The following is an 18,280-nucleotide window of genomic DNA, read 5'->3' as shown; positions in this document are numbered from 1 at the left end:
GAGCGCCTTCACTTTTCTCGCGAGCTCTCGTCTTTCGCTCCCAGTTCCTCCTTGACCAGCTTGAATGGAATGGTGCCTGAGCTCAGAAGCTTTTCGTGGAATCTGGATAAGTTGAAGTTAGGGCCGAGCCGTTGTTTCTCGCCGTCTCGAAGAGCCAGAACCTCGGCCTTTCCTACGGCGTAGCTCGAGGGTTGAGATGGCGAGTTGGTATATCTCCTGACTTCGGCAACGGCATTGGGGCGTTCTATCAACGCTTCGGAGATCAGAAACTCGACCGCTTCATCAAAGCTCATGCTTTTCGTGTGCAACCCCACATCTACGACCACGCGCGCTGCCCTCCAAAGCATGTCCTTCAACTGAAACAGCTCAACCTCCCTGCTCCTGTAGAAGCCGGCTTCCTTCATGAGCTCTTCGCAATATAGCGCCCATCCTTCCGCAAAAACAGTATTCCCGCATAAATGCCGAAGCTTGGTGGGGACGCGGTTAGAATGAATGAACTGCAAGTGATGACCCGGATAACCTTCGTGCAGGGCCGTTAACACCATTGAAGCATAGCTGTGTCCCTTGAGCTGTTCCCGCTGTACCTCAATCGGCGCGCTCGTATCCACGGGCGTGACAAAGAAGAGGCCTTCCTGCTTTTCATCGAAGGGCCCCGGGCTGACGTATGCAGCGTAAGGGATGGTCCCTCGTTCAAAAGAGGGAGTGTCAATGACCGTGAGTTCTTCGCCAGCCGGGATAGGAACAAGATCCTTGGCAAGAACAAACTCTCTTGCCTTCCTCATGTGCTCCTCGTATTCACTTCTCAGCATCGAGGCGTCGGGATGGTGCTCCTTGAGGGCCTCGATCACGTCTCTCCAGTTCTTGCCGGGGTGCAACTCGTTACTGAGGTGTTCTATCTGCTCCTTGGTCTCCAGTAAGAGCGCGCGGCCCATCTTTTCGAGTGTCTTCGTGTCCACGTCCAACATGTGCTGCACCCTTAGCTTGGTCTCGAAGAGATCGCGTCCTATGGCGAAATCCCCGTTTGATCTTGGCAGGAGATCGTTTTCCAGGTAGGTCTCGAAATCCCTCATGGCCTCGATGCAGATTGTTGAACTTGATTCCAACTCGCTTCTTGCTCCGGCCAAGCTGTCGCCGAAGTGACGAACGGTTTCCTTCACGAAAGCGTCTGCGCCCTTGAGCATGCCGAGGGCCGTCCTCGTAAAAATGGACGGCGGGTTTTCCAGGTTTTGCTTAGCTTCGACCAGCACGCGAGCGAACTCTCTCAATCTTCCGGCCACCGAGTTGGCACGCTTCTCGACGGGGACGACTTCCCTGGAAACGAGAAGGAACAACCCATACAGGCTCATTTCGATGTAGAGGGTGGGATCGACCCAGGGTTTCATCATCTTTTCGATCTCGAGGACCTGAATCTCACAGTTGCTGGCGATGAGTCTCGCATCTATCGAAGCGGTTGTGGAGAGCCCTCCGGCGGACAAGAGCTCTTCGGCGCGCCTCTTGAATCCGCGGAATGCTCGCACTTGCTTGTCGATGGAGGCCCGATCGTAGCGAGTCAGCCTGTCATCGAAGGTGTGAAGCCCCACGACCGTGGCCATTTCGGGGTAGGATTCAACGTAGAAGTCAAAATACTCGTCAGACAAGGCCCTTAGGCTTTGCTCTCCTTCCATGTCCTCCTCCTGCGAAAGGTTCAGAACAGAACGTGCGGTGAGATGCTAATCCGCTATTCTAGTTGTGTCAAACGGAATTGAACGCGTGAGGGTATACGACGGGCTATGTGTTCGTGGCCGGCGCTAGCGGTAGGTTGCCTTGATTGCACCCCACGTCATGTCTCCGACGTCAACAGCGGGAACGCAGGTCGGAACCTTGATGTCGCCAGCATCGTAGACCCAACCCATTCCATCGTGTAGCCCACCCCGTGTGGCACCGCCTTTCGCGAGCCACTTGCCCCACTCGGGTGCGCTACCACTCTTGAACGTGATGGTGCAGTGGGGATCCTCGGGGTCGGTGGGGAAAGAAATCTTATTGAGATTGGGAAGAAGGAAGATTCTGTCGTCGGGGCAGACACATGCGTCAAGCTTGAACCCCCAGAACACGCTGCACGATCTGCTCATAACGGGCTCAACCATGCCACGACTTCCACCCATTTCAATTGTCGGACACTGCCCCGCGTCCGTGCAACTAACAGAGATGCCGTACTTGCCGTTCACTATGCTCCTCTCTGCGGCCGGCCCACAGGGAAACCAGAAAGAGATGTGACTGATCTCTCGGTAAAGGACCCACGCTCCGTTGTCGAGCTTCAACCCGTTGTCGAGCCTGTAAATCGTGTACGTGTAGGTATACAGCCCCGACTTGTCAGGCCCGTCGACAGTAGAGATTACGTTCAAATCGAAACCTACCATGTTCCGCGGCACGACCGTGTTCCAGCAAAGCTGAGTCCCGCAGCCAAGAGCTTGTCCGAAAAGCAGACAAACGCCAACGATTACCATTACCGATGATCTGAACATGAATTGAACACCTCCACCTTCTTGTCATGGCCCCTCTTCCCGGTCACTTCATGGCCTTCTCGGCGTCAAAAAAGGGCAAACAAAAAGGTCGAAAACGACACTTCGGTCATATTAACTCCCCAGCGGAGCGGATGAGGTACGAGACCTCAGGGACTTCCGAAAGAGAGACTTCCGAAGGTTTTCGACCGTACCCTAACGTGCCATCTCACACTTAACTTTGTACTAATTATACAGCACTGTGAGAACGTAATCAATAGAAAAGTGCGCGTGATAACCCAACTCGTTGCGATATAATTGGGTTAGATGGGATGTCGAGGCCGATTCCAAGGGCGACACACTTCTTGGAAGTGCATCAGCGACCAGGAGTCACCACAACGCCAGGCATCGGGCCGCAGAGAAAAGCGAGCTAGAAATGTCTGAAGCCTGTCTCTGCCAAGGCCCTCTTTCTAGCGCGACTCCCGACCACAAGAATCGACTCTCTGTATCCCGTGATTTCTCCTATTACTCCGATTGCAGTTCCACACCTTCTCGCCAGAACACTTGCCGCCCGTTCGACTCTAGCTTGCGGAATGGTGAACAGAACTTCGTATTCCTCGCCGCTCGAAAGCGCTATCTTGTATGGCGCAACGTTGAGAGCCTGCGCCACGGCCATCGCGTCTTTGTCAACGGGAATGTCTGCTTCGTTCAGCACCAGTCCTACCCCGCTCGCCCTTGCCACCCGCATCAGATCTGCCGACAGCCCATCGCTGATGTCGATCATCGCAGAGGGACCCAAAGTTGAGAGCACTCGCACTTCCTTCACCCGCGGAGAAGGCATGAGGTGTTTGGCGATGCATGCACATCCCGCCTCCCGCAGTGATGGAGGAAGTCCTTTCCTGAAGTACTGTTCTGTTCTCTCCGCCCACGCCTCGAGCAAGATTTTTCTCGGCCGACGAGTCGGTCTGAAGTATCTCTTCAGCAACATCAGCCCCAACTCGGAACGACCCAGCGAACCTGTGACACATATCTTGTCTCCAGGCCTCGCTCCAGAACGGAGTAGCGGCCTCTCGCCAACAAGCACGCCGATGGCAGATATCGAGACGATTATGGCACTCGAGCGCACCGTGTCTCCCCCAAGCAGATTTCCTCCGAACAACGACAGCGCTTTGGATATGCCGCGATACATCCTGTCAACGGCTTTCACTGGAACCGCCGGCGGTATTCCAAGAGAAATCACGATTCCTACAGCACGGCCTCCCATCGCAGCGACGTCACTCAGGTTCGCTGCCACGGACTTGAATCCAAGAGCCTCAGGATATGACCAATCGAGTCGGAAGTGCACGCCTTCCACGAGGACGTCCGTCGTCACAACGACGCGCGTCCTCCCGCCGAACTCTATTACCGCGGCGTCATCTCCGGGGCCGACGATCACGCGCCCTACGTCCGACTTCGAGAGTCCCAACGACCGGCCGGTCTTTGACAAAATCCTCTCGATGAGTCCCATTTCTCCAAGATCCCCGGCGACAAGCTCCCGTTCTGATTTTCTCAAAGGCTTCATTCAGGATTCCCTCGTGATCGAGGCCACCTTCCGTCAAGACCTCTACTGCAATGCACGGCGTGCGCGAATCAGCCCCTCCCTGCGCATCAGTTCCACCAGTAACTCACTCATCGTTATCAGGTCAAGCATGTTGTGATGAAACACGTGGATCAGAAGGTAAGGATCGCCCGTCCGCACAAAATCGTGGTAGAGCTGCGGGATCTCAGAGCTCGGAATGTCTCCGACCCTTCTTCTTCGACACACGTGAAGCTCCAGCGTCTGAAGTTTGCAGTTGGGGAGAGTCCCCTTCCAGTGCCGTCTCGAGTGATGGAGAAGATCAACGTGCGAGTGGCGCGTCGCAAATTTGACGCCGTGATATATGGCTCGGTCTGCAATAAACGGAATGTCGTACGATTTTCCGTTGAAAGTAATCACGGCCTCAAACTGACGAAGAAATTTTGAGAGGATTTCTATGAGACATTTCTCTTCAGAGTAGTCGCGGGCGAAGAATTGCCTTATGACGAAATCGTCCCCCGAAAGAAACATCGCACCGGCAAGAAAGGTCGGGCAATTGAAAAGCCCCGTGCTTTCGATATCGAGAAAGACGGCCCGCGAGAATCCCGTCTTTCCCAATTCCGAAAATTCGCCCGCCTTGCCCTCCAGCGTGGCAGAAAAGGCGTTTAGCTCTGCCTGACGATAAAGCGAGACGATCCGCTGCGTGTTCCTCTCTATCTCGGACCTGAGCCTTTCGTGAACGAATATCTGGCCGTGCTTGCCCTTCAGCACCCCACCCGGCAGGAGTTCTTCCACGGAGACGGGTGTCCTGTGACGAGTCTCTTTCTCCTCACGTGAGGTCCGGTGGGCGGAGATCAAATTACACAGAGATTCTCTGCTCTTGCTACTCAGCTTCATGTCAGCGTCGTTCGCCCAAGATCGGCCCACTCTTCATGACGAGAGCCTCCAACATTGCTCGCGCGATCTCCTTACTAGGAATCGCCCAACCGTGATAGACGTCGGGGTCCTGGTGCTGCGCAGGTCTGAGTATCGGGAGACCGACGCAGGAAGGACATCCCTCGGAACACTCGCATTCTTTGACCAGAGAAAGACAGGCTTGAAGCACTTCCTGGATGAGTTCGTACGTTCTCTCGGCGAATCCGAGACCCCCCTGGAATCTGTCGTAAATGAAGATGGTGGGCGTGCCCGTATTACTGCTGTCTATGACTCCTCCGATATCTTGCCTGTCGCACATGGCAAAAAGAGGAACTACGTTTATCATCATGTTGCGTATGCCCGCGAGCCCTTCGACGGGATTCTTGCCCGCCACTCGAACCTGCTTCAGGAGGGTCGTCGCGGGTACGAACCACATACTGGCCGTCTCAAGGTGTTGCGCTGGAAGATCGAGCGTCTTGTATCCGATGCTGTCCAGGCTGTAGAACTTTATTTTCTTAAACGCGATCGTCGCCCAGGTCACGTCCGCGTCGCCAAGAACGACTCTCTGTCCCGCCAATTTCTTTTCTTTTCGTTGTCTCAATACCCTCAGACTGGTGTCGAGGACGGGCTGCGTGTAATAGTCCACCTCAGCTCGTTCCACGTATGCAACCTTCTGCTCCATGTCGAGCTTTTTCGTGAAGAAGGTCTCCCCTTCATGCAAATAGATGGCCTCGGGGTAAACAAGCTCCGGTGCGCTTATGGCATCAACCGTTCCTATCACCGTGTTGCCGTGTTTCGCGTCCACGATAGTGTAGGTGTCATCGGAAATGGTTCTCAAATTCACCGAGGCGGCGGGGAAATCGGTGCTGGACCAGTACCATTTCTTGTCTATCCCCTTCATCTTGCCTTCGTCTTCGAGCACGCGCGTGATCTCCTCGGTCAGCGGACCAAAGAGCTCCCTGTCGGACTCCGATATCGGAAGCTCGAAGGCCGCGGCGCAGAGGTGGCCCGCAAGAACATATGGATTGTCGGGAGCAACGACCGCGCTCTCGGGCGACTGTCTAAAGAAATACTCCGGGTGACGCATGAGGTATTGGTCAATCGGGTCGTTGTACGCAACGAGCACGCTCAAGGCTTCTCTTGTGCCCCTACCAGCCCTACCTGCCTGCTGCCACGTGCTCGCGATAGTACCGGGAAATCCTACAGTGATTGATGCGTCGAGCCCGCCGACATCAATTCCGAGTTCAAGCGCGTTCGTGCTGACAACGCCCATGAGTTCGCCGGAGAAAAGCTGTCGCTCGATTTCTCTTCTATCCTCCGGAAGATATCCCGCTCTGTAGGGCCTTATGGAATCCTTCAACGTCGCCCTGTGTTTCAAAAGATCGTCCAAGGCGTACCGGTATATCAATTCCGCGACGACCCTTGCCTTGGTGAACGCGATTGTTTGTATTCCATTCTTGACAAGCTCAACCAGAAGCTCTTTCGCCTCAACGTTTGAGCTTCTTCGTTCCATCTTTGCTTCGTCAAGAAAAGGGGGATTCCAGAAAATAAACATCTTCGAACCGCGTGGCGACCCATCTTCGGAGACGATCTCTACGTCGAGGCCGATGAGTTGCGAGGCCAAATCCTGGGGGTTCCTGATAGTTGCCGAGCAAAGAACGAATTTCGGGTTCGAACCGTAGTGACTGCAGACTCTGCGCAACCTTCTTATTACGTTAGCCACGTTGGAACCGAAAATGCCTCTGTAAGAATGGATCTCATCGATAACCACGTACTCAAGATTCGAGAAAAATTTGCTCCAGCGCGTGTGGTAAGGCAGGATTCCCTGGTGCAACATGTCAGGATTGGTGAGAATCACGTTAGCGGCTTCGCGAAGCTTTCGCCTCGCGTGAGGCGTGGTGTCTCCGTCGTACGTGCCGAGGTGAAGACGGGACGATATTCTCTCGTCCTGGGAGGCCAACCTGAGGAGCCCCTTCAACTGATCCTGGGCCAGCGCCTTTGTCGGAAAGACGTAGAAAGCGTTCGCGTTCTCTCTCGAAAGCAACGTCTCAAGCACCGGGATGTTATAGCAGAGAGTCTTTCCGCTTGCCGTCCCGGTAACAACTACGAAGTGCTTTCCCTCTCTCGCAAGCTCCACGGCCCTCACTTGATGGGAATAGAGCCGCTCAATTCCCACCCCTGCAAGCGCGCCTGAGAGCTCGGCCCGTAGCGGCGACGAGAGTTCACCGTAGACTGCCTCTCGTGCTTCCAGATTCTTTATGTACTTCACTCTTTCTTTGAAGCCCGGCGAAGAAAGTAAGTCTTTCAGCGCTTCCTTGATCGTCACCTCGGCTCCGGTCTTTCTATCACAAACCTGTCTCATCTATTGAATCTCAAGCGACAGTAGCCTCTCCATGAGTTTCGCACTTCTCGCCGCCTGCCCCGCATGACAGTTGTTGAAGAAAATGTACGTCTTCCGCGCGGTTGCGGCCAGCTCCTTTATCTTTCCTAACCACTCCGTCAGTTCTTGTTCGGTGTAGTCATAGTCGTACCGATCGCCTCCGCCGCTCGCCCACCAGTTCCTCGCGTTTCTCCCATGAAACCTCACGTAACCAGGTTCGGCGGTGTACTTCACAATCGGCGGCACCAACCCCCTCAACGGCGGTTCATCCACGGCGCAGAAGGAGATGCTCTCCTTCTCGAGGAGAGAGAACACTTCGTCCTTGACCCAGGAATCGTTCCTGAACTCAACGACCAGAGGGGTGTCCCCAAAGTTCTCGCGCATTTTCTTGAGGAACTCGGAGTTTTTTTCGTTCTGTTTGAACCCCCAGGGAAACTGGGCCAGAACACCACAGAACTTGCCCGCCTCCACGAGCGGGCGGCACGAATCCAGAAACTGCTGGTACAGAGCCCGTTCCGTGCTCCACTCGTGCGTCATTGCCTTGTTCGCCTTGACGAAGAATTCAAAGCCGGGGGCGGTCTTCTTCTCCATCTGGTGAAATACTGCCGGATGGGGAATCCTATAGTAGCTGGAATTTATCTCCACCACGTTGAAGTGCTTGGCGTAGTAAGAAAGCATGTCGCCCTTCCGAATGTCGGGCGGATAGAAAGTCCCCACCCAGTCATCAAAACTGTAGCCGCTCGTACCTATTCTTATCATGGCCCTTCTCTCTGTGCTGCGAATCCCTCAGCGTCAAGATGAAGCTAAGCTCACAGCGCCGACTGTTGCCGTTCTCTTCCAGTCTGAGCGAGTCTCAAACGGCTGCAACTCGGGCAACTTTACGCTACGCATCGCCTGCACCCGTAGAAGCCCCTGGCAGGTACATGAGGCGCTGATGACGGATCTACATTGGGCTGTGCCTTCGTCAGGTTCGTCTTCTTCCCCGCTAATCGTCACCTAATGACCAGCCCTGCTGTAGTAAGGTTTCGGCAATCAGCTCCTCTGCCGCATTGTCAAACTCAACCATGAGATCTGCTATTTCCTGAGCGAACTGTATGTATATTTTTTCCAGTTGGTCATTCGATTTCTCACCCTCGGGGTCCAGCAAATAATGAAGGCTGATCTCATCTGCTAGGGCATAGTAAACGTGACCCCGGGCTGTTCCCTGTCCCACGGCGAACTTGTATGAAGGCAATTCGAAGTGAGTCAATGCCATGGCTGCTACGTCTTGATCGAAGTGGAACACGAATTTATTCCTCATCTTCCAAAGGATCCCGCTCCTAAGTTTCTTCGTCTCTGGCTTCTTGAGCAGCTTCCCAAACCCTTCCCGGAAGGAAACTAGGCTCTTGAAATCACGTCCCAGCGAATCAGCAACCTTCAACCCTTCGTACAAGACCGAACTCGCAAGCAAGACCGAATTGAGACGTTGTCTACTCACAGCAGGAGTACTCTTGCGCTCGGACTCGATCAAAGGGGTCTGGCAAAATCTGAGCGCGTTGACACAGCGCGCAAGCGTCAAGATCGCCAGAAAGGCCTTATCATTTCTCAATTGATTGAATTTGTCCTCTGCAAGGACAATCTCCCAGCAATCATTCTTCATGCAGGACACTCACTCAAAGAAAAGAGACCAAATCCATCCTAAGCTCTGCATAGCGGCAGTAATCACTGGCGAGGCCTTGCGACGCTGCTGCTGCAGCGTCCGCTTGGGACATAGATTACGAAGAAACTCTAAGCCAGCAATAGGCTTTCTTCGGCGGCAAAGGGTGGCATCTGCTCATACGTCCGCCCACACAATAGACGCCCGGCCTTCTTCCTATTTGCCCCACCCCATTGCTTGAAAAAGAAGGGTACCCCAGTGTCTGCACACTTGTTGCGGATCTCCAAGACCCACTCCTCCCGAGTCGGTCTTGCACGGGAGCCAGACTCTCCCCCGACAATCACCCAATCAATGTGAGCCAAGGAAAGATGGTTGAGGGGACCCAGCAAGGGCTCCAGCGATAAGAACTTGACCTTCGCACTGCATTTCCTAAGCCAATCTACTCGACCCAGCACCTCCTCATTCTCAACGGAGACTCCCATCCAGATATTAGCACTCCATGGAAGCACTTGATCCAGCGACACCAGACGCTTAGGCCTTTTGGTCAATACCTGAAACTGGTGCCGCCTGCACTGGTTCATGACCTTGAACACTTCCAGTATGAAGCTCAAGGGTACTGCGTCGTGAAACAAGTCGCTCATTGAGTTCACAAAAACCATGCGGGGGGTCTTCCACTTGAACGGAACCGGGAGCGCCTCGGGATGCGTCGCTACCTCAAAGCCGTTCACGTACTTCTCTGAACCCATAGAGCACAGTCTCTTGGCCAAGACTTCGGCGTAGCAGTTCTTGCATCCCGCGGACAGCTTGGAACATCCCGTGACCGGGTTCCATGACATCTCTGTCCATTCGATCCTAGAGATTGCCATTCTGTAATACCTCAAGGGTCCGGGGTGCCTTGTAGCCATCCAGAGAGATCCTAGGTCTAACCCTCGGCTCAGCCATAGCTACCTCGCTTTTCTTCAACATTCGGTTCAATACGTGGCGCGCATGGGATGGCCGAAATCCTCGTCGGAGGGCAAATAGATATAAATCACCATCGGTTCTCAGTTCTTTTTTCAGTACACGTTGCCGCAATTCCCGTTCGAAGAGATCGAGCTTCTTAGGTCTATCCATTTCTTTCCACAGGTGTGGTGAACGGGCATTGATGTCTTCCGAATCAATATCGAAGTTCGCCTCACCGCGAATTGAATGCAGTTTCCAACATACCCTGAGGAATTTCTCCATTCCAAGTGGATGTCCCGATCCAAATATGATCCCGTACAGATTGCTGCCCTTCTTAATCGAAAAAGAGCCCAAGTAGAACTCCCTCCCAGGCGGGACCAGACTGCGATAGTAGTCCGTAACTACGCGGTGCGTCTCATTGAAACTCCGAGCTGAAATAGTCCCCTTAGGAATCTTCAGGTGTCTATGGAAATAGGGATGATCGGCAAATCGACGGAGCGACGAGGATGCAATAAAGAAAATGAAGTCTGTCGTCGGAAGCTCTAGGATTCTGACAAACACGTCGTCCGATATGGACTTCACTCCGGTTTGATCTAAGAAGAGCAGGTTTGCATTCCCTAGAAGGTGTGGGTAATACTTCTCGAAGGCCTTCCCGAAATCCAGTGCCTCAATTTCACACTTACACAACTTCTCATCAACTGTCTGACTTTCCATTATGCTGCGAAGTGTAGCCGCTTTCTGTGTGGCTTTCTCATTGAGAAGCAAGTACAACAAACTGGAGCTTTGTCGAATGCGGAAGGTGAATTTGCGAATCTGTTTAAGCGCAATAAGTGGACTCCCGTCTACTCCCTTGACATCTCTTCCCGGCCCCGCGAAGAAATCAACTATATTGATTCGTTTTCCCTGGGCGGAGGATATGAACACCGGAAGCCACTCCGCGACGTAGTTCTCAAAAAGACGGAGCTTCACCATGGTCCCCTCGTCGAAGGGTTTCTTATGAAAGTCTTCTGTCATCAGTACGTTCTCTCACTTGAAATCATGGCATGACTCGTACAACATTATCGCATGGCACCCGCTCTTACTATCGCGTTCTCGCCGAACTTGTCCCTGAGGTTATCGATTGCCTCAAGCACTCTTCGCTCTTTTTCGTCCTTCTCGAAAAGAGATTCGCTTAAGCTGTGGCCTCTTCTCACGAGTCCCGAAATACTCACACCCACCAGTCTTACTTTTTCTCCCTTCCAGTTTTCTTTCAGGAGGCCTCTCCCCACGCCGAATATCATTCTATCTTCATCGGTGTAACCCGTGAGTTTTTTCTGTCTTGTTATTGTTGCAAACGTACTGCTTCTCAGTTTCAGCGTCACGGTGTCACCGAGATACCCTTCTTGTCTGAGGCGTCGCCCGACCTGATCCGAAAGCCTTAAGAGCGTCCTTTCCAATTTGTCGAGACTGTCCGTATCCTCCCTCAAGGTATATTCGTGACCCATTGATTTTACCGGCACGCCTTCGTAGTAAGGAGTGACAGGAGAATCGTCCTTCCCGTTCGCCATATCAGAAAGCTTCTCTCCGTTGATTCCAAATTCTGCTCTCAAAATAGTGACCGGAAATCTGGCCAGGTCGTCGACGGTGTCTATACCCAACCTTCTCAATGCTACAGCGGTTTTGGCTCCCACGCCCCACAATTCTTCCACCTTTCGCTTCCAGAAAATCTTCCTGTAGTCTTCACTGTCAATCTGGACCAGGCCGTCCGGTTTTTCTAGGCCCGACGCCATCTTGGCCATGTACTTGTTCGGAGCTATCCCTATTGAGGCCGTAAGGTTAAACTCCTCGCGAATCCTCTTCTTTATAAGAATGGCTCCCTTTCTCGCCACTTCCCATTCATAAATAGTCCCCGTCAAATCCAGAAAGGCCTCGTCAATGCTGAAGGGTTCCACCATCGGCGTGAAGTCTTTGTAAATCTCAAGGAGTTTGAGAGAAACATGCACGTATTTCTCGGAATTTCCCTCTACATAAATCCCGTTAGGACACAGGTAGCGCGCTTCCTGAAGCGGCATTCCGGCTCTTACTCCGTACTTGCGGGCTTCGTAAGAAGCCGTTGACACAACCCCTCTTCTGTTCGGGTCACCACACACTACAAGAGGTTTGCCTTTATAGTGCGGATTAAATACCTGCTCAACCGACGCAAAGAATGCATCCATGTCTATGTGGGCTATTGTTCGCATCCGCTCTCCACTGCTTTCTTTCACGCGCCTATCCCTCAAGCCATACTCTGCACAGAGTCCAGATTAGCGTGCGCGAATCGTAGCAAATCTCGAAGTAGTCGGAATTCTCACCAAGGATCGAATAGTAATAGACCCTTGCTTCTCCCTCGTTTTTTCTCCACTCGCCCGTGATTCTCTTCACCTTGACTACTTTGCCTTTCCACCTTAAACGAAGGGGATGCATCTTGCCGTTTGTACAAACAGACACAACCTCTATGGCTTCATTGATTGTCTCGATCATGACTTTGTTTAGCTCAATACCTTCTCAACGATCCGATCACCTTACCCACCAAACTGAATTGACTTTCTTCCGTTACAACTATGGGTTCATAGCTTTCGTTCTCCGGCTCAAGTATCACTTCGTTTTCTTTGAGGACGTATTTTTTCACCGTGGCCTCTTCTCCAAGAAGCGCGACTACAATATCGCCTGAATCGGCGCGGGGTTGTTGCCTTACGATGGCTATGTCTCCATCAAGAAGGCCCGCGTTCTTCATGCTGTCTCCGCGCACTCTCAGCGCGAAAAGTTTCCCGGGTTTCGCGATGCTCCCATCGACCGTTATAACATCTTCTATGTTCTCCTCGGCAAGAACAGGAGTGCCGGCAGCCACCCTACCGACGAGGGGAACCTCAACAAGCCCTGGTAATCCTAGTGGTCTGAGTAATCCTAGTGGGCTGCTTGGGCTGATTTCCCTCGCCTTGTCAATCCTTCCGCCTTGAACCCGGCCGAGGACGAATCTCCAAGACTCCCCTCTCGCGGAATCAATCCACTCTCTCTTCACTTCTATGCCCCTCGATATCTTCCCTTTACGTTTAATGCATCCGGCCTTTTCAAGAACTCCGAGGTAATATCTCACTCCATTAGTAGAGGAAATCCTGAACTCTTTTCCTATCTCGCGTATCGTCGGTGGCGAACCCTTTTCAAGAATAGAATTCACTATAAAATCGAGGATCTTCCCGGCCCTCGCTCCGAGACAACCCGTTGCTCTTTGGCCAGCCTGCGCTCTTTTACCCGCACCTTGTCCCTTGCCGAGCTTCCTACCGCCTCTTGGTCTCTCAAGTTTGACTCGATCTCGATCTTTCATTCCCATACGCTACCTCTTTTATTTTCAATCGGTTAGCTACCTTCGTTTCTGCACTGAACATTCAATCGGTATCTCGGATTTTGCCTACATCAAACATTCCGCAGACATTTTACTGCACATTTGTGCAGGTGTCAAGAAAAAAATTATTAGGAACGACAACAGCATGGGAAGTAACAAATAAGAAGGACCGTATGCGCCAACGACCGTCAGAATGCACTAGTCGGCTTGCTCATCCCGGTGAAGACCCTAGTCAGGCGTCCGAGCGCAACCAGACTGCACCCCAGGGCCAGGTTCTTCGGCAAAAAACATTTGACATGTTCTGATTCGTTGGGCAATACTCTCGTCATGAACTGGCTTGATATCACCATACTAGTTATCCTCATCGCCGGCATGATCCAGGGTCTCGTCAAGGGATTCGTGCGACAGGCGTTTTCTCTCATGGGTCTCGTCCTGGCCATCATCATAGCCTTTAGGTATCACGAGCTGCTAGCCAGATATCTTAGCAAGTGGATTCAGCACCCCGTGGCTCTCACGGTGATCTCTTTTGTTGTCATTCTTGCCATCGTGATCCTGCTGTTCAAGCTGATAGGCCTCGCTTCCAGGGCTGCCATCTCTGCGATACACGTGGGATGGTTCGACAGGTTGGTCGGAGGCGTATTCGGTCTGGCGAGGTTTGTGCTTCTGATAGCTGTCCTGTTTGCGCTGTTTATAGTCTGCACGGACAAACCCACCGAACCAATGATCGCGTCGAAACTCACGCCGCGTATCATGAACGTGTCACGCGTAATCGCCCGTTTTCTACCGACCGAGTTGTACGAGAGATATTCGCGCAACGAAGCCAAGATAAGGAAACAACTGGGTCGTACCGGTCATTCAGGTCCGCAAACAGAAGCCGGCGAGCCGACGTCTCTCTGAGAGAAGTCGCCGCGCAGCGTCTCACCCAAGCCGCAGAGCCGGTCGGCTTTCAGCGTTTCTTTCGTGTCATGTTGTAGAAATTTGTGATCGGCATTCGCCTGTCTCTGCCGAACGCCTTCGGCGTGATCTTGACTCCAGGTGGCGCCTGTCTACGTTTGTACTCGCTTTTCTCCACCATTGATATCACCCGGTCAACCACGTTCTCGTCAAACCCTTGATTGACGATTTCGTCTCGGCTTTTGTCCTGCTCGACGTATGCCTCTATGATTGGGTCCAGGACGCTGTAAGCCGGGAGCGAGTCCGTGTCCTTCTGATCGGTCCTCAACTCTGCGGACGGCGCCTTGGTCAGAATCGACTCCGGTATCACCGGACCTGCGGGCAGTGAGTTCCTGAATCTCGCAAGCTCGTAGATGAGAGTTTTTGGTACGTCCTTGACGACGGCAAAACCTCCGGCCGTGTCCCCGTAGAGAGTCGAATAGCCCACCGCTATCTCGCTCTTGTTACCCGTGGTGAGCACGAGCCAACCGAACTTGTTGGAAAGGGCCATCAAGACGTTGCCCCGGATTCTCGCCTGCACGTTTTCTTCCGTAATGTCCTGGCTCCTGCCCTCAAAAGCAGTCTTGAGCGTGCTCAGATACGCGCAGAAGATTTCCTCAATTGGGATCGTAACGGTCTTGATGCCGAGCCTTCGCGCCAAGTCTTCGGCGTCGTTCACGCTCTGCGCCGAAGTGAAGCCCGACGGCATCATGACTCCGATCACATTCTCGCGACCAAGTGCGTCTGCGGCTATGACCGCAACGAGGGCGGAATCGATTCCACCGCTCAACCCGATGGCGACTTTCTCGAACCCGTTCTTCCTGACGTAGTCGCGTGTGCCGAGGACGAGTGCGCGGTGTATTTCCTCGACGTGATTGAGCCTGCGCGTGATTGTTGACTTGATGGGCTCTCGCGGGACGGGCTCTTTCCAGTCACCCAACTTGACTGTTGCAGCCGTAAGGGCCTCGGCCTCTTGCCCGGTCGTTTCGCGAGTACTGTCGCGGGTAGCGCCGCCTCTTCCGGCTTGGCGCGTCCGAGCGATTTCGTCGACGTCGATGTCCGCCACCAGCAGGGCCTCTTCGAACTGCGGAGCACGAGCGAGAAGATTCCCGCCGGACGAGAAAACAAGACTCTCACCGTCGAAGACAAGTTCGTCCTGCCCGCCGACGAGGTTCACCAGGCAGACTGCCGCGTTGTTCTCGCGGGCGCGGTCTGAGAGCATGCTCTGTCGCTCCACTCCCTTGCCGACACGGTACGGAGACGAGGAAATGTTGACGATAACATGCGCACCGCCTCGAGTGGCTTGTTCGCTCGAGACCTCCGGTCTCCAGATGTCTTCGCAGATGTTAACGGCAAAGCGAAGTCTGCCTATTTCGTAAGTGGTGGGCGAATGACCCGCGGTGAAATAGCGCTTCTCATCAAACACGCCATAGTTCGGCAGCAGCATCTTCCTGTAGACAGAAACGAGACTCCCGTCTCTCGCGATTACTGCTGCGTTGTAGAGTGTACTTCCGTCGTGCGCCTCTGCGTACGGAAAGCCTACGACGGCGATTATTCCTTTTGTCTCGCGTACGATTGCCGCAAGCGCCTCTTGACTGTCTCTCACAAAGCTGGGCTGCAGGAGAAGGTCTTCGGGCGGATAACCGGTGATGGAGAGCTCGGGGAAGGCAACGAGGTCGGATTGCCCGTCTCTGGCCCTGTGAATGTACTCTATGATTTTGCGCTTGTTCCCTTCGAGATCACCGACACAGAGATTGACCTGAGCCAGCGCAACCCTGAACATGGGTTCTTTCCACCCTCCTCGGCTCCCGCGCCGATTCCGACTGCCGACCTTAGGGCCTAGTAGGTCCGGTGATCCGTTATTTCTCCACGGCTCGCGGAAATCTCTTGAACCCTGCGCATTCTACGATCTCGACACCTTTCGACAGCGCGCGGTCGAGAAGAAGGTTCATACCGAGCGTGTCGCTCGCTATGTGACCGGCCACGATGATGTTCAGTTTCTCTTCCTTGGCCTTGTCGAGCGCGTCATCCGGGATGTGCATGACAACCAACGTGCTGATGCCGCGCTTGGACAATTCGGGAAGATAGCCCTTGCCGGCCATGATCCCGCCAGTCATATCAACATACACTTTCCCGGCGCGACTCTCCTTGCCACCGCAACTCAGCGTCGGCCCTGCCTGTAGGCTGGCATGGTAGCGATATTCGGAAACTTCACGAAGCAGATCGATGAGATCGCCGACGGTCCTGGGCTTTGCCTTGTCAACTTTCTTCTGCAGATAGCCCGCGGCCCAGTTGTCGGCCGGAGTATGTGTGGCCATGAACGGAATGTCAAGAATACGAGCGATGTCTACCGGTGCGTCCGTGTTCCTGACGTGGAACTGTCTGACGGCCCACGTTTTTTTCTCTTCGATCATGGCCTCGGCAAGATGCGTCGGTACGCCAAAGGCAATCCACTGCTCGGTTTGTATGTCCATCACCTCGGGAAGACGCTTCACTGCAAATCCGGCAGGATGATGCGTCAAGACGGCATCGATCTGCTTCCCGCGTCTGCGCAGTTCGTTGGCCAGAAGCAGCTCGTCCGCGTGAGCATCTATGCCGACCATCATGCACTTGATTTGTGTGTTTAGATCGCCGTAGAGAATTCGGCAGTCCGTGTAGGGATTGTGAAGCCGCTCGACGTCGTAGCACTCTTTGTCAAAACCCTCGAGCTTGTCGTATCTCTTCTTCTCTTCCTTGAGAAGGCTTGTTATGAAAGCCTTCCCTCTCCGGTCCCCCGCAATTCCAGCCTCAACGCACTTGTTGTAGAACTCCTTGAGCTTCATGAGAGACTCCTTTCGGTGAGACACTCGGAAAAGGAACTGGGGGATTCCGCCGTCTAACTTCAGTTCGCACAGAAGGATAACGGTCGACTATAACACTTCGCCCCGCGGTGGTCAACAAGAAGAGAGGAGTTGAAACAAAGAAGCCGCCCCGGCCTCGCATGGAGGCAGGGGCGGTTCTTATCAAGATTGACCGCGTATTGTGGGCCGGCACAGTGATGTTGCCGGCCCAATCCAACACCGAGGTGCTACGTAACGACTATCTTTCGCCGCCTCAAGAAGGCAATTGACACTGCAATCACTGCAAGGACCAGAATGAGTACAGCCCAGGTGCTCAGCGAAGGCAAGCCTGGACCTCGACCTGCGCATATCACCCTGGCTGTAAGTGTGTCAACGGGACTGCCGTTCTTGTACCGGATGACCTTGTATAAGAAGTCACCCTCCCTTGTGGTAGGAGGAGAGGTGACAAGGGTGTCCGGGAATGTTGTAAACGTCTCAGCCTGAGTCGCAGACCACGGGTTATCGACCCCAAAGACGATCCTGACGCTGTCTGCGGTTGTCGTGCAGTCGGCGCTGACCTCCCACGTAACATTCGTGTCATCGCCGAACGTGATCGGCGACTGAGGGACACTGAAAGTTGGGCTGCATTCAATGGAAATCGTCCTGTCCGACAAGGCTGTCCCGGCACTGACTGCATAGACCTGAACCAACAACAGTACGCTTCCCAACAAAAATAGAGCGAGAACCTTCTTCATTTCCTGCCTCCTTCCCTCGGACGAGCTCACGACGTCACGCGCAAGTCATGACGCGCCATCCGACACAACACGCGAAATTAGAAACCATTGCGGCACCGCCTCAACCCCTCGTCACGACCACCCAATCCTCAATCCCACGCTTCCGGGCATCACCCCCCCAAGAACTCCGGCTTCTCACACAGACGCAAAAGCGCCCCTCGCGTCACTTCGGGCACCATCGCCGCCCACAACAGACCATCAAGCGACATTACCCGTGAATGAACTAGCACTTAGAAGCAGGGCAAGATGCGTGCCGCCTCACGTGAAAGGCCTCATTTGCTTGCCAGACAAGCGATTGCGGCATGTGTGGATGTCCTAAAGACGTGATCCTCCCTACAGACACTGAGGCACTTCACATCAGTCTTCAGGAACTTGTGAGCGGAACATGGCGGGAAACGACGGACTGGGGCACGTGATGCATTAGGCCGCACATGTGCAACCTGCCTCAATGCAAGGCGGGTCCTTGCGCGG

The 18,280-nt window shown here is 53.6% G+C and carries 16 protein-coding genes; 1 reads left to right on the top strand and 15 read right to left on the bottom strand.

Annotated elements, in window-relative coordinates; genetic code table 11:
* Positions 1 to 8: 8 nt before the first annotated feature.
* The 12 genes from NTX17_08880 to lexA all read right to left on the bottom strand — a co-directional run bounded on the left by NTX17_08880 (position 9) and on the right by lexA (position 13,251).
* Positions 9 to 1,664 (bottom strand): DUF885 domain-containing protein, encoded by a 1,656-nt coding sequence (locus NTX17_08880; protein MCX5801486.1) that lies wholly within the window; start codon positions 1,662 to 1,664, stop codon positions 9 to 11.
* Positions 1,665 to 1,787: 123 nt separating this feature from the next.
* Positions 1,788 to 2,501, bottom strand: coding sequence for a hypothetical protein (locus tag NTX17_08875; protein MCX5801485.1), 714 nt, complete (start codon positions 2,499 to 2,501; stop codon positions 1,788 to 1,790).
* Between the two features lie 406 nt (positions 2,502 to 2,907).
* A complete protein-coding gene (gene thiL, locus NTX17_08870) occupies positions 2,908 to 4,038 on the bottom strand; it encodes a thiamine-phosphate kinase (GenBank protein MCX5801484.1) in 1,131 nt (376 codons plus the stop codon).
* A gap of 42 nt (positions 4,039 to 4,080) precedes the next feature.
* Positions 4,081 to 4,827: a ribonuclease H-like domain-containing protein gene (locus tag NTX17_08865; GenBank protein MCX5801483.1), complete on the bottom strand. Its 747-nt coding sequence runs from the start codon at positions 4,825 to 4,827 to the stop codon at positions 4,081 to 4,083.
* 103 nt (positions 4,828 to 4,930) lie between these two features.
* On the bottom strand, positions 4,931 to 7,309 hold the full coding sequence (locus NTX17_08860; protein MCX5801482.1) for a DEAD/DEAH box helicase: 2,379 nt from the start codon (positions 7,307 to 7,309) through the stop codon (positions 4,931 to 4,933).
* Entirely contained in the window at positions 7,310 to 8,086 is a 777-nt protein-coding gene (locus tag NTX17_08855; protein ID MCX5801481.1) for a DUF72 domain-containing protein, read from the bottom strand. It abuts the gene before it with no gap.
* A 226-nt stretch (positions 8,087 to 8,312) separates the two neighbouring features.
* A complete protein-coding gene (locus NTX17_08850) occupies positions 8,313 to 8,759 on the bottom strand; it encodes a hypothetical protein (protein MCX5801480.1) in 447 nt (148 codons plus the stop codon).
* Between the two features lie 335 nt (positions 8,760 to 9,094).
* The gene (locus NTX17_08845; protein MCX5801479.1) at positions 9,095 to 9,829 is read right to left on the bottom strand and encodes a phage Gp37/Gp68 family protein; all 735 of its coding nucleotides are present in this window, start codon (positions 9,827 to 9,829) and stop codon (positions 9,095 to 9,097) included.
* Entirely contained in the window at positions 9,816 to 10,919 is a 1,104-nt protein-coding gene (gene tcmP / locus NTX17_08840) for a three-Cys-motif partner protein TcmP (protein ID MCX5801478.1), read from the bottom strand. Before tcmP ends, NTX17_08845 begins: the two co-directional genes overlap by 14 nt.
* Before the next feature lie 44 nt (positions 10,920 to 10,963).
* On the bottom strand, positions 10,964 to 12,124 hold the full coding sequence (gene dinB, locus NTX17_08835; protein ID MCX5801477.1) for a DNA polymerase IV: 1,161 nt from the start codon (positions 12,122 to 12,124) through the stop codon (positions 10,964 to 10,966).
* Between the two features lie 28 nt (positions 12,125 to 12,152).
* Positions 12,153 to 12,404: a hypothetical protein gene (locus NTX17_08830; protein MCX5801476.1), complete on the bottom strand. Its 252-nt coding sequence runs from the start codon at positions 12,402 to 12,404 to the stop codon at positions 12,153 to 12,155.
* A gap of 13 nt (positions 12,405 to 12,417) precedes the next feature.
* Positions 12,418 to 13,251 carry a transcriptional repressor LexA gene (gene lexA, locus NTX17_08825; protein MCX5801475.1) on the bottom strand — a complete coding sequence of 278 codons (834 nt, stop codon included), beginning with the start codon at positions 13,249 to 13,251 and terminating at the stop codon, positions 12,418 to 12,420.
* Between the two features lie 339 nt (positions 13,252 to 13,590).
* On the opposite strand from lexA, the gene NTX17_08820 reads away from it, so the two are divergent.
* Positions 13,591 to 14,160, top strand: a complete 570-nt coding sequence (locus tag NTX17_08820; GenBank protein MCX5801474.1) for a CvpA family protein — start codon at positions 13,591 to 13,593, stop codon at positions 14,158 to 14,160.
* 49 nt (positions 14,161 to 14,209) lie between these two features.
* Here NTX17_08820 and NTX17_08815 read toward each other — a convergent pair whose 3' ends face one another.
* The 3 genes from NTX17_08815 to NTX17_08805 all read right to left on the bottom strand — a co-directional run bounded on the left by NTX17_08815 (position 14,210) and on the right by NTX17_08805 (position 17,770).
* Positions 14,210 to 15,979 (bottom strand): NAD+ synthase, encoded by a 1,770-nt coding sequence (locus tag NTX17_08815; GenBank protein ID MCX5801473.1) that lies wholly within the window; start codon positions 15,977 to 15,979, stop codon positions 14,210 to 14,212.
* Positions 15,980 to 16,055: 76 nt separating this feature from the next.
* Positions 16,056 to 17,018, bottom strand: coding sequence for an NGG1p interacting factor NIF3 (locus NTX17_08810; GenBank protein ID MCX5801472.1), 963 nt, complete (start codon positions 17,016 to 17,018; stop codon positions 16,056 to 16,058).
* Positions 17,019 to 17,263: 245 nt separating this feature from the next.
* The gene (locus tag NTX17_08805; protein ID MCX5801471.1) at positions 17,264 to 17,770 is read right to left on the bottom strand and encodes a hypothetical protein; all 507 of its coding nucleotides are present in this window, start codon (positions 17,768 to 17,770) and stop codon (positions 17,264 to 17,266) included.
* Between the last annotated feature and the right edge of the window lie 510 nt (positions 17,771 to 18,280).

The sequence above is a fragment of the Candidatus Eisenbacteria bacterium genome (assembly GCA_026388185.1).
Taxonomy (GTDB): Bacteria; Eisenbacteria; RBG-16-71-46; order JAFGJU01; family JAFGJU01; genus JAPLKG01.
Note: the sequence above shows the minus strand (reverse complement) of the source record. Positions and strands in the feature narration are given on the sequence as shown.

What these genes read in the sequence shown, in the direction of transcription:
- NTX17_08810 (MCX5801472.1), bottom strand. Translation starts at nt 17,018, where the DNA reads ATGAAGCTCAAGGAGTTCTACAACAAGTGCGTTGAGGCTGGAATTGCG.
- NTX17_08820 (MCX5801474.1), top strand. Translation starts at nt 13,591, where the DNA reads ATGAACTGGCTTGATATCACCATACTAGTTATCCTCATCGCCGGCATG.
- NTX17_08880 (MCX5801486.1), bottom strand. Translation starts at nt 1,664, where the DNA reads ATGGAAGGAGAGCAAAGCCTAAGGGCCTTGTCTGACGAGTATTTTGAC.
- NTX17_08805 (MCX5801471.1), bottom strand. Translation starts at nt 17,770, where the DNA reads ATGAAGAAGGTTCTCGCTCTATTTTTGTTGGGAAGCGTACTGTTGTTG.
- NTX17_08860 (MCX5801482.1), bottom strand. Translation starts at nt 7,309, where the DNA reads ATGAGACAGGTTTGTGATAGAAAGACCGGAGCCGAGGTGACGATCAAG.
- NTX17_08845 (MCX5801479.1), bottom strand. Translation starts at nt 9,829, where the DNA reads ATGGCAATCTCTAGGATCGAATGGACAGAGATGTCATGGAACCCGGTC.
- NTX17_08830 (MCX5801476.1), bottom strand. Translation starts at nt 12,404, where the DNA reads ATGATCGAGACAATCAATGAAGCCATAGAGGTTGTGTCTGTTTGTACA.
- thiL (MCX5801484.1), bottom strand. Translation starts at nt 4,038, where the DNA reads ATGAAGCCTTTGAGAAAATCAGAACGGGAGCTTGTCGCCGGGGATCTT.
- NTX17_08875 (MCX5801485.1), bottom strand. Translation starts at nt 2,501, where the DNA reads ATGTTCAGATCATCGGTAATGGTAATCGTTGGCGTTTGTCTGCTTTTC.
- lexA (MCX5801475.1), bottom strand. Translation starts at nt 13,251, where the DNA reads ATGGGAATGAAAGATCGAGATCGAGTCAAACTTGAGAGACCAAGAGGC.
- dinB (MCX5801477.1), bottom strand. Translation starts at nt 12,124, where the DNA reads ATGCGAACAATAGCCCACATAGACATGGATGCATTCTTTGCGTCGGTT.
- NTX17_08815 (MCX5801473.1), bottom strand. Translation starts at nt 15,979, where the DNA reads ATGTTCAGGGTTGCGCTGGCTCAGGTCAATCTCTGTGTCGGTGATCTC.
- tcmP (MCX5801478.1), bottom strand. Translation starts at nt 10,919, where the DNA reads ATGACAGAAGACTTTCATAAGAAACCCTTCGACGAGGGGACCATGGTG.
- NTX17_08855 (MCX5801481.1), bottom strand. Translation starts at nt 8,086, where the DNA reads ATGATAAGAATAGGTACGAGCGGCTACAGTTTTGATGACTGGGTGGGG.